Here is an 8,042-nt window from a genome sequence, read left to right on the forward strand (position 1 = left end):
ACCGCACCCACCCGCACACCCAACGAACCCCACACCTCGGCCAACGACACCATCACCGCCCACAACACCGGCTGCACCACATCAACCCGCCCCAACACCCCCTCATCCCCGGACCGCACCACATCCAGCAACGACCACCCCTCCACAAACGGCTCCAACGCCGCACCACACTCAGCCATCCGCCCCGCGAACACCGACGAGAACCCCAGCAACTCCCGCGCCATCCCCAACCACTGCGAACCCTGACCCGGAAACACCAACACCACACCCGAAGCACTCCCGGACACCACACCACTCCCCACCACCACCCCAGACCCCACACGCCCCTCCACCAGACCGCCCAAACCAGAAACCAACTCCCCCACACCCCGACCCACCACCACCGCACGGTGCTCCAACACCGCCCGCCCCGAAACCAACGACCACCCCACATCCCGCACACCCACACCACCACCAGCCACATGGGCCAACAACCGACCCGCCTGCTCCCCCAACGCCACCCCACTCCGACCCGACAACACCCACGGCACCACACCCGAACCCACAGACACCGACCCCGACACCGGCACCGGCACCGGCACCGGGTCGGACACCGGAGCCGACTCCAGAATCACGTGCGCGTTCGTCCCGCTGATCCCGAACGAGGACACAGCCGATCGACGCGGCCGGTCCAGCTCCGGCCACTCCCCCTGGGAGGTCAGCAGGCTCACGGCCCCGGACTCCCAGTCGATCTGGTGCGACGGCGCGGAGACATTGAGCGAACGCGGCATGACGCCGTGGCGCATCGCCTGCACCATCTTGATCACACCCGCGACACCCGCCGCCGCCTGCGTATGACCGATGTTCGACTTCAACGACCCCAACCACAAAGGCCGGTCCTCCGACCGCCCCTGACCGTAGGTCGCCAACAACGCCTGCGCCTCGATCGGATCACCCAACGACGTACCCGTACCGTGCGCCTCCACCACATCCACATCAGCCGCACCCAGCCGCGCACTCGCCAGCGCGTCCCGGATCACCCGCTGCTGCGACGGACCATTAGGAGCCGTCAGACCATTGCTCCCACCGTCCTGATTCACCGCCGAACCACGCACCACCGCCAACACCGAATGCCCCGACCGCACCGCGTCCGACATCCGCTCCACCACCAGCAGCCCCACACCCTCCGACCAGCCGGTGCCGTCGGCGTCGTCGGAGAAGGGCTTGCAGCGGCCGTCGGGGGCGAGCCCGCGCTGCCGGGAGAACTCGACGAACATGCCCGGGGTGGAGAGCACGGTCACCCCGCCGGCCAGCGCGAGGGCGCACTCGCCGTTCCGCAGGGCCTGGACCGCCAGATGCAGGGCCACCAGGGACGACGAGCACGCCGTGTCCACCGTCATCGCCGGACCCTCAAGACCCAGCAGATACGAGATACGCCCCGAGGCCACACTCGTGGTGCTGCCGGTGAGACGGAAGCCCTCGGTGCCGTCGACCGGGGCGTGGAGGCTCGGGCCGTACTCCATGTTCATGGCGCCGACGAAGACGCCGGTCCTGCTGCCGCGCAGACCGTCCGGGTTGATCCCGGCGCGCTCGAACGCCTCCCACGCGGTCTCCAGCAGCAGCCGCTGCTGCGGATCCATCGCCGCCGCCTCACGCGGACTGATCCCAAAGAACTCCGCGTCGAAATCACCCGCACCCGCCAGGAACCCGCCCCTCCGGGCGTAGGTCGTGCCCGGGTGGTTCGGGTCGGGGTCGTACAGATTCGCCAGGTCCCAGCCCCGGTCGCTCGGGAACTCCGATGTCGCGTCCACACCGTCGACGACCGCCTCCCACAGCTCCCGCGGCGAGTCGATCCCGCCCGGCAGACGGCACGCCATACCGACGATGACGATCGGATCGTCGTCATCGGCGGCAGCGGCGGCGGCCGGGAGGGCGGCGGCGGTGTCCGTGGGGTCCGGTACGCCGAGGATCTGGTCGCGCAGATGCGCGGCGAGGGCGGTGGGCGTCGGATGGTCGAAGAGGACGCTGGTGGGGAGCCGCAGGCCGGTCGCCGAGACGAGTCGGTTGCGCAGCCGCACGGAGAGGACGGAGTCGAAGCCCAGATCGCGGAAGGTGGCGTCGGGGTCGGCGGCGGCCCCGGCGGCGGTGGCCGTCTCGGCGAGATGGCCGGCCAGCCAGCGGTCCAGGAATCCGTCCGGCTCGGTGCGGACGCGTTCGCGCAGAGCGAGGGTGGCGGAGCTGAGGTGCCGTTCGGCCGAGGGCGCGGCCGGCCGCTCGTCGAGCCAGTGGCGCTCGCGCTGGAACGCGTAGGTGGGCAGGTCGACGGTCCGGGCCGCGCCGATCGTCTCGGCCCAGTCGACGCGTACGCCGGCGGTCCAGGCCTCGGCGAGTCCGGTGAGCAGCGCGCGCGGTTCGGGCTGGTCGCGGTGTTGGAGCGCCACCGCGAGGTCCGGCCCGGACGTCTGGACGAGCGGGGTCAGCACGCTGTCGGGGCCGAGTTCGAGGAATCGGGTCACGCCGTGCTCGCGGCAGGTCTCGATCGCGTCGTGGAAGCGGACCGTGGCTCCGATGTGGCCGGTCCAGTACTCCTCGGTCATGGTCGCGCCGGTCCGTCCGGTGACGGTGGAGACGATCGGTACGCCGGGTTCGGCGGCGTCCAGTCCGCGGATACGGCGGGCGAACTCGTCCAGCATGGGGGCGGTCAGCGGTGAGTGGGCCGCCTGCCGGACGCGCAGCCGGGTCGTGCGGCGGCCCTGGGCGCGGAAGGCGTCCGCGATCCGGTCGACGGCCTTCTCGGCGCCGGAGACCACGACGGATCGCGGGCCGTTGATGACTCCGATCGAGACGTCGTCGGCGTCGGCGTCCGCTTCGAGGGCCGCGAGCGCCTCCTCCTCGGACGCCTCGACCGCGACCATCGCGCCGCCGGGCGGCAGCGCCTCCATCAGCTCGCCGCGCGCGGCGGCGAGGGCGGCGGCGTCGGCCAGGGGGAGGGAGCCGGACACATGGGCGGCGACGATCTCGCCGAAGGAGTGGCCGACGAGCAGGTCCGGGACGACGCCCCAGGAGGTGACGAGCCGGTAGAGGGCGACTTGGAAGGCGAACAGGGCCGGCTGCATCCGGTCCATGCCGTCGAGGGCACCGGCGCCCTCGCTCCCGCTTGTACCCCCGCCCTCGCTCTCGCCGATCAGCAGCTCGCGCAGCCGCAGGCCGGGGTCGAAGTGGTCGAGCACCTCGTCGAGGGCGGCGGCGAAGACCGGGTAGGCCGGGTACAGCTCGCGGCCCATGCCGACGCGGTGGGCCCCGCCGCCGGCGAAGAGGAAGGCCGTCTTGCCGGTGTCGGCGGCGACCCCGCCGACCGCCCGTTCGTGGAGGCTCGCCAGACCGGCCGTCAGCTCGGCGCGGTCCGCGCCGACGACGACGGCGCGGTGTTCGAACACGGACCGGCCGACGGCGAGGGACCGGGCGAGGTCGGCGGCGTCCGCGTCCGGGCGCTCTTCGAGATGGGCGAGCAGGCGCGCGGCCTGCGCGTCCAGGGCCCGGCCGGTGCGGGCTGAGAGCACCCAGGGCAGGGGGCGGCCGGTCGCGGGACGGCTCACCGGGCTGTCGGGCCGTCCGCTGTACGGCCCTTCGGCGAGCACGACATGGCAGTTGGTGCCGCCGACGCCGAACGAGCTGACGCCCGCGACGAGGGGGGCGTCGGGGGCGGGCCAGTCGCCGAGTTCCGTCTGTACGCGGAGGTTCAGCTCGGCCAGCGGGATCGCCGGGTTGGGGGTGCGGAAGTGAAGGTTCGGCGGCAGCCGGCGGTGGCGCAGGGAGAGCGCGGCCTTGAGCAGGCCGACGATTCCGGCGGCGGCCTCCAGATGGCCGACGTTCGTCTTCGCCGAGCCCACCCGCAGCGGCGGGCGGTCCTCGGCGGTCCGGCCGACCACGGCGGAGACCGCGGCGGCCTCGACGGGGTCGCCGACGGGGGTGCCGGTGCCGTGGAGTTCGACGTACTGGACCGTCTCGGGGCCGACGCGGGCGTCGGCGTAGGCCCGGCGCAGAACGTCCCGCTGGCCCGCGACGTCGGGGTCGGTGAGCCGGTCGCCGCCGCCGTCGTGGTTGACGGCGCTGCCCCGGATGACGCAGTAGACGGGGTCGCCGTCGGCGACGGCGCGGGCGAGGGGCTTGAGCAGGACGACTCCGCCGCCCTCGGCGCGTACGAATCCGTCGGCGCTCTCGTCGAAGACGGCGCAGCGGCCCTTGGCGGACAGGGCGCCCAGTCCGGCGGTGGCGCGCATGCTCTCGGGCGACAGGATCAGGTTGACTCCGCCGGCGAAGGCGAGGTCGGACTCGCCCCGGCGGATGCTCTCGCAGGCGAGATGGACGGCGACCAGCGAGGACGCCTGTGCCGCGTCGACGGCGAGGCTGGGGCCGCGCAGGCCCAGGGACCAGGAGACGCGGTTGGCGATGATGGCGCGATGCCGGCCGGTGAAGTCGTGCGCTTCGCCGCCTCCGCCTCCCGCCCGGTCGCCGCGCGCGGCGAGCGCGGCGTAGTCGTCGGAGGAGACGCCGACGAAGACCCCGGTGTGGCAGTCCCGCAGCAGTTCGTCGCGGAGGCCCGCGTCCTCCATGGCCTCCCAGACCAGCTCCAGGGCGAGCCGCTGCTGCGGGTCCATGGCGGCCGCCTCGTCGGGCTCCACGCCGAAGAAGTCGGCGTCGAAGTCGCCGACCTCGTCCAGGAAGCCACCCTGCCAGGACCGCTCGCCGGGGCCGCGCTCCGCGGGCCAGGGGGCGACGGCGTCGGTCCCCTCGGACAGCAGACGCCAGAACTCCGCGGGGCTCGATGCCGAGGGGATCCGGCAGGAGGCTCCGATCACTGCGATGTCGGTGTCGTGGGCTCCGCCGATCGTCCGGTCACCGGACAGGGAAGGCTTCATAGCTGGAGTATGGGTTTGCGACAGGGAGCGCGACTTCCGCCAGAGGAAGGGCTCGACAGCCGGGCTTCCGTTCAGGACCATCCCGTGAATCCAGGACTTTCGACCAGGTCACGGCATCGGGGTACGCGCCTTCCTCCACGGGTACGCTCCCGGCCCCGCGCCGCGCACGACGACGGGGGCATACGTGCGAAGGGGCGCGCGACAGGGGCGTACCCCCGACGCGCGTGCGCCTTGTGCGGCGTCCGCGCGCCGCGCACGACAGACGGGGGTGTGCGCACGGCCGGACCGTGCGCACACCCCCGTTCACCACGCCCGTCCACGGGCGGGCTCCTCGCCGGGGCTCCCGGGGCCGGGAGCGGCCGCCGCTGTCACATGGCGGCGGCGGAGGCGATCAGCTGTGCCCGGGACGCCATGTGCGCCTTCGCGAGCACGTTGGAGACATGGAACTTGATCGTCTTCTCGCTCAGGCCGAGCCGGCGGGCGATCTCCTTGTTGGCCATGCCCCGCCGGACGAGCTGGAGCACTTCCGACTCGCGTGAGGTCAGCGGGGCGTGGGTGGGCACGACCCGCAGCGGGCGCGGCAGGGTGGCGCGGACGAATCTGAGCAGTACGCCGCCGAGGCCGGGAGAGACGTAGCAGGTGCCGTCGGCGGCCCGGCGGACCGCCTCCACCAGGTCCGCCTCGGGATCGTCGCGGTGGACGAGGGCGCGCACATTCGCCTGGGTACAGCCGATCCAGTCCGCGGCGGTGTCCGCGTCCCGTACGACGACCACGAGGGCGGCGTCGAGCGCGGCCAGCTCGTGCGCGTGGCCGGTCGGCGACTGTGCCTCGAGGACGACGACATCGGGGGCGCACACCGCCGCCGCCGAGAGGAGTTCGGCGATGTCCCCGGCCTCACCGACCACGGTCAGCGCGGGGTCCTGCTCAATCGCTCCACGAATACCCAGACGAGCGTACGGGTTTCGATCGCATATGATGACACGGTCCTGAATTGCAATTTTCAACTTTTCCGCTCTCCTGTAACGTGGAATTCACACAGGGGCGATGAACGCGCACCGACACACACCATTCCTGAGTATTTTGGCGCACTGCGCATCGGCCGGCGCGACAACCCGGGCAACGGGACGGCCGTCATGAATCCGGGCATGGCCGGACAGCGAGAAGACGCGTTCGAGATCTCCACGAATGCCCGTCCGTGCGAGCAGCGGACCCGAATCCGGTCCCGTGGCCCGCCGGGCGCTCCCGGCGGGCGACAGAATTCCGGACGGGTCGGCGTCCGCGGCGAAGACCGCGACGCGGTGTATCCGTACCCCCGTGTACTGGATCGTCAGTGCGTGGTCGCCTGACGCATGACGTCGATCGCGCCCACCGGACACATCTGGGCGGCCAGTTCGACCGATGTCCGAAGGTTCTCGGACGGCTCGGCGAGCCGCAGCATCACCAGACCTTCCGTGTCGTCCTGGTCGAACACGGCCGGCGCGCTCATCACGCAGTTGCCGGCGCCGGCGCACAGCTCGCGGTTGACGGTGATCCTCATGCTCACCACGTCACCGGCAGCTCGCCGAGCCCGAAGGTCACGGCCATATGGCGCTTGGGGACGTCGGCCAGGGTCGTCTCGGCCTTCAGGCCGGGGAAGCGGCGGGCCAGTTCCAGCAGGGCGACCCGCAGTTCGGCCCGGGCCAGCGGCTGGCCGATACATTGGTGCAGGCCGAAGCCGAAGGCCATGTGCCGGTGCGCCTCACGCCGGGTGGAGTCGAAGGCCTCGGGGTCCTGGAAGACGGAGGCGTCCCGGTTGGCCATCGACAGCATCGCCACGACCCCCTCGCCCGCGCGGATCTTCTGGCCGCCGATCTCGGCGTCCTCCATGGCCAGCCGGGGCAGACCGGTCCGTACGACCGTGACGTACCGCAGCAGTTCCTCCACCATGCCCGGTGCCAGGCCGGGGTCCGCGCGCAGGGCGTCGAGACACTCGGGGTGCTCCAGCAGGGCGAGGGCGGAGAGCCCGATCATATTGGCGGTGGTCTCGTGGCCAGCGACGAGGAGGAGCATGGCCATGCTCTTCAGCTCGTCCTCCCGCAGCTCGCCGGGGACCACGCGCTCGGCCACCAGCCGGCTGAGCAGATCCTCGTCGGGCGAGGTCCGCTTGAAGGCGATCAGCTCTCCGAGCAGGCCGTCCAGGGCGCCGAGAGCGCCGTCGACTTCCTCGGGACCGGACTTGCGGTCCATGATCACAGCACTGTGGTGCTGGAAGAAGTCGTGGTCGGAGTAGGGCACTCCCAGCAGATGGCAGATCGTCATCGACGGTACGGGCAGCGCGAACTCGGACATCAGATCCACCGGCGGTCCGATGGCGCGCATACGCTCCAGCGCGTCGACCACCGTCTCCTCGATCAGCGGCTCGATCCGCCGAATGTTCTTGATCATGAACTCGGCGGTCAGCATCCGCCGGAACCGGCTGTGCTGCTCGCCGTCCATGAAGATGAACAGACCCGACGCGCCCTCCCGCGTCGGCGGAATCGGGTTCAGCACCGGAAATCCTGGGCGGTACTGGTCCGAGCTGAAGCCCGGGTGCCGCAGCAGCTGTCGTACGTCCTCATGCCGGGTCATCAGCCAGGCCCAGCCGCCGAAGGGCAGCCGCACCTTTCCGACGGGCCCGCCCAGCCGGTTCAGATCGGATTCCCCGACGGGAATGAACGGATTACTGTCAGGACCAATGAACGGGAATGCTGGAAGGCTCTCCACCTCTACGCTTGCCATTTCCCCCACCTCAACACCTCGCACAACTCGGCATTGCCAAAGAGTGGTTCACCCTAACAAGAAGGGATCAGCCAATCGTTTGATAGTGAGGTAGGTCACAGCCATCACCATAATCAAGTGATCACGCTAAATATGCGGACTCACAAACTCCCCCAAGGTTACGGCAGAAAAATGCGCCTGACCTGTGGCGACGACATTCGACATTCCATCGGCCGGGCGGAATGAGCCTTTCCGGAAAGGGTGTGCGCCCTGACGCGCCACCCGCGTGATCACGCCGCGGGCGGGTTCGGAGCGGGCCCGCTCCGAACCCGCCCGGGGAGACCTCCGGACCCGTGGGGGCCGACGCCCCCGGGGGCCGGGGGGTGAGTCGGCGGCCGGGAACGAGGA

4 protein-coding genes are annotated in these 8,042 nt (G+C 71.1%); all 4 read right to left on the reverse strand.

The features are described from left to right. On the reverse strand, positions 1-4,898 hold a 4,898-nt coding region (locus tag ACF089_RS35160; protein ID WP_392036077.1), incomplete at its 3' end, for a beta-ketoacyl synthase N-terminal-like domain-containing protein. Positions 4,899-5,266: 368 nt separating this feature from the next. Continuing rightward, on the reverse strand, positions 5,267-5,803 hold the full coding sequence (locus ACF089_RS35165) for a LuxR C-terminal-related transcriptional regulator (protein ID WP_392036079.1): 537 nt from the start codon (positions 5,801-5,803) through the stop codon (positions 5,267-5,269). A 422-nt stretch (positions 5,804-6,225) separates the two neighbouring features. Beyond that, positions 6,226-6,435, reverse strand: a complete 210-nt coding sequence (locus tag ACF089_RS35170; RefSeq protein ID WP_392036081.1) for a ferredoxin — start codon at positions 6,433-6,435, stop codon at positions 6,226-6,228. 2 nt (positions 6,436-6,437) lie between these two features. Then, entirely contained in the window at positions 6,438-7,655 is a 1,218-nt protein-coding gene (locus ACF089_RS35175) for a cytochrome P450 (RefSeq protein WP_392036084.1), read from the reverse strand. Between the last annotated feature and the right edge of the window lie 387 nt (positions 7,656-8,042).

Origin of the sequence: Streptomyces sp. NPDC014894, assembly GCF_043080985.1 — a bacterium.
Classification (GTDB): Bacteria; Actinomycetota; Actinomycetes; order Streptomycetales; family Streptomycetaceae; genus Streptomyces.

What these genes read in the sequence shown, in the direction of transcription:
- ACF089_RS35170 (WP_392036081.1), bottom strand. Translation starts at nt 6,435, where the DNA reads ATGAGGATCACCGTCAACCGCGAGCTGTGCGCCGGCGCCGGCAACTGC.
- ACF089_RS35175 (WP_392036084.1), bottom strand. Translation starts at nt 7,655, where the DNA reads ATGGCAAGCGTAGAGGTGGAGAGCCTTCCAGCATTCCCGTTCATTGGT.